The following is a 3,285-nucleotide window of genomic DNA, read 5'->3' on the forward strand; positions in this document are numbered from 1 at the left end:
CACCGTTCCCACCGCTCCCACCGCTCCCACCGCCGAGGAGGCCCCGTGATCCGGTTCGAGGAGGTCTCCGTCACCTACGAAGGAGCGGCGGGCCCCAGCATCGCCGCAATCGACCTGACCGTTCCCGAGGGTGAGCTGGTGCTGCTCGTCGGCCCGTCGGGTGCCGGCAAGTCCACGCTCCTGGGCACGGTGTCGGGACTGGTGCCCCACTTCACCGGCGGCACGCTGAGCGGCCGGGTGACCGTCGCCGGACGGGACACGCGTACGCACAGGCCGCGCGAACTCGCCGATGTGGTGGGCACGGTGGGCCAGGACCCGCTCGCCCACTTCGTCACGGACACCGTCGAGGACGAACTCGCCTACGGAATGGAGTCCCTCGGCGTCCCGCCGGACGTGATGCGGCGCCGGGTGGAGGAGACCCTCGACCTGCTCGGGCTCGCGGACCTGCGCGACCGGCCGATCACCACGCTCTCCGGCGGTCAGCGGCAGCGCGTCGCGATCGGCTCCGTCCTCACCCCCCACCCACGCGTCCTCGTCCTCGACGAGCCGACCTCCGCGCTCGACCCGGCGGCCGCCGAGGAGGTGCTGGCCGTCCTGCAACGGCTGGTCCACGACCTCGGCACCACGGTCCTGATGGCAGAGCACCGCCTGGAACGGGTCGTCCAGTACGCGGACCAGGTGCTGCTCCTCCCCGGCCGCGGGGAGCCCGCCGTGCTGGGCGCGCCCGCCGAGGTCATGCGGGTCTCCCCGGTCCATCCGCCCGTCGTCGGCCTCGGCCGCCTCGCCGGCTGGTCGCCGCTTCCGCTGTCCGTGCGGGACGCCCGCCGTGCGGCGGGCCCGCTGCGGGAGCGGCTGGCGCACGCCGTCGGACCGGCCGCATCGGTGACCGAGCCGCGGCACGCCGAGGGCGGGCCCGCCACCGAGCCGCCGGGCGCCGACGGCACGCCGCCCGCCGGGCGGGAGCGCCCGGTGCGCCGGCCGGGACTGCTGCGACGGCTCCTGAACCCGGACCGCGGTACCCCGCCCGCCCGGGCCCGGCCCGGCGCCGGGCACACCGCGGCCGGTCCCGGCGGCGGGAAGGGGAGGGGGGACGGCGGTCCTGCCGCGCTCACCACCGGGCTGCGGGTCCGCCGCGGCCGCGCCGAAGTGCTGCGCGGGATCGACCTCACCGTCCGGGGCGGCGAGATCGTCGCCCTGATGGGCCGCAACGGGGCGGGCAAGTCGACGCTGCTCGGCAGCCTCGTCGGGCTGGTGGAGCCCGTGTCCGGAACGATCAGGGTGGGAGGGCTCGCCCCGCACCGCAGCGCGCCGGGCGAGCTCATCCGGCACGTGGGTCTCGTACCGCAGGACCCCCGCGACCTGCTGTACGCCGACACGGTGGCCGCCGAGTGCGCGGCGGCCGACGCCGACGCCGGGGCGGCGCCGGGCCGTTGCCGGGCGCTGGTGAGCGAACTCCTGCCCGATGTCGCCGACGACACCCATCCCCGCGACCTGTCGGAGGGGCAGCGGCTCGCCCTCGCGCTGGCCGTCGTACTGACCGCCCGCCCCCCGCTGCTGCTCCTGGACGAGCCGACCCGCGGTCTCGACTACGCCGCCAAGTCCCGTCTGACGGGGATCCTGCGCGGTCTCGCGGCGGACGGCCACGCGATCCTGCTGGCCACGCACGACGTGGAACTGGCGGCCGAACTCGCGCACCGGGTGCTGATCCTGGCCGACGGCGAGATGGTGGCCGACGGCCCGACCGCGGACGTGGTGGTCTCCTCCCCCGCCTTCGCCCCCCAGGTGGCGAAGATCCTGGCCCCCCAGCACTGGCTGACGGTGCACCAGGTGCGGGACGCCCTCGAAGGGACGACGGCTCGATGACCGGCTCCCACCCTGGGCCCCGGCCGCTGCCAGGACCGGAGCCCCTCGCGCGATCGGGCCCCGCCGGGCCCGGAGCGGCACCCTCGCCAGGTCCGACGGGCGAACCCCGCACGGACGCCGCTACGGGCACCGGTGCGGACACCCGTAGGGGCACCAGTGCGGACACCGGCAAGGACCCGGCACCCGGTCAGGGGCCGGACACCGGAGCGGCCCCGGGAGAATGCGAGAGCCGGGGCGGCCCCGGATCGGGCGGGCCCGGAAACGGGCCGGCCCACCGGACGGCGGGGCCGGAGCGGGCCACCCCCGCGGCCTTCGTCCCGCCCTGGCGCCCGGAGGCGGCCGCGGAACCGGAGGCCGGCCCGGAGCCGGGCTCCGAAGGGCTCCCGGCCGACCCGGCGGACCATGCCCGGGCCACCGGGCGGACACGCGTTCGTCCCGCACGGCGGGCGGCACGGGAACGTCCCGCACGGCGGACGGCACAGGCTCGGCCCGTCCGGCTCGGGCCGCGTTCCGTCGCCGCGCTCGTCCTCGTCTCGGTCGTCGGCGTGATCGCCTTCAGCTGGCCGCTGCTCGCGGACGGCGACTCCGGGCTCACCGCCCACGCGCAGACCGCCCCGTGGCTGTTCGCGGCACTGCTGCCGCTGCTGGTCGGGGTGGTGGTGGCGACCATCGCCGACTCGGGTCTGGACGCCAAGGCCGTTGCGATGCTGGGCGTGCTGGCCGCCGTGGGGGCCGCGCTGCGGCCGCTCGGTGCCGGCACCGCCGGGCTTGAGCCGATGTTCTTCCTGATGGGGCTGAGCGGACGGGTCCTCGGGCCGGGGTTCGGGTTCGTGCTGGGCTCGGTCACGATGTTCGCGTCGGCGCTGCTGACCGGCGGGGTGGGTCCGTGGATGCCGTTCCAGATGCTGTCCATGGGCTGGTTCTCGATGGGAGCCGGGCTGCTGCCGGGCCCCGACCGGCTGCGCGGCCGGGCCGAGGTGCTGATGCTCGCCCTCTACGGGGCGCTCGCCGCGCTGGCCTACGGCACGGTGATGAACCTGTACGGCTGGACCATCGTCCCCGGGCAGGCCTCCGGCATCTCCTTCGTGCCCGGGGATCCGCTGCACGAGAACCTGGTCCGCTTCCTCACCTACTGCCTGGCCACCTCGCTGGGCTGGGACCTGGGGCGGGCGATCCTCACCGTCGTGCTGACGCTGACACTGGGTACGACGGTCCTCAAGGCGCTGCGCCGGGCGACTCGGCGGGCCGCCTTCCACGCGCCGGTGGCCGGCTCCAGCGACAGGCGCAGCAGGAGGCGGGCGACCTGGGAGCGCTGTACACGGCCATCGGCGAGCCGGCGCCGTCCCAGCAGAAGCGGCCCACCCGCCTGCTGGCCGAAGACGGCTACGATTTCGCCCGCCGGGTGTACCAGGAGCTGGGGGG

1 protein-coding gene and 1 pseudogene are annotated in these 3,285 nt (G+C 76.3%); both read left to right on the forward strand.

Annotation, left to right across the window (positions count from 1 at the left end; translation table 11 throughout):
- Positions 1-45 precede the first annotated feature (45 nt).
- The gene (locus GUY61_RS36490; RefSeq protein ID WP_166634593.1) at positions 46-1,863 is read left to right on the forward strand and encodes an ABC transporter ATP-binding protein; all 1,818 of its coding nucleotides are present in this window, start codon (positions 46-48) and stop codon (positions 1,861-1,863) included.
- A 476-nt stretch (positions 1,864-2,339) separates the two neighbouring features.
- Positions 2,340-3,128: pseudogene (locus GUY61_RS36495) on the forward strand (ECF transporter S component); the annotation flags it as partial.
- Positions 3,129-3,285: the final 157 nt, after the last annotated feature.

The organism is Streptomyces sp. GC420 (assembly GCF_009916105.1).
GTDB lineage: Bacteria > Actinomycetota > Actinomycetes > Streptomycetales > Streptomycetaceae > Streptomyces.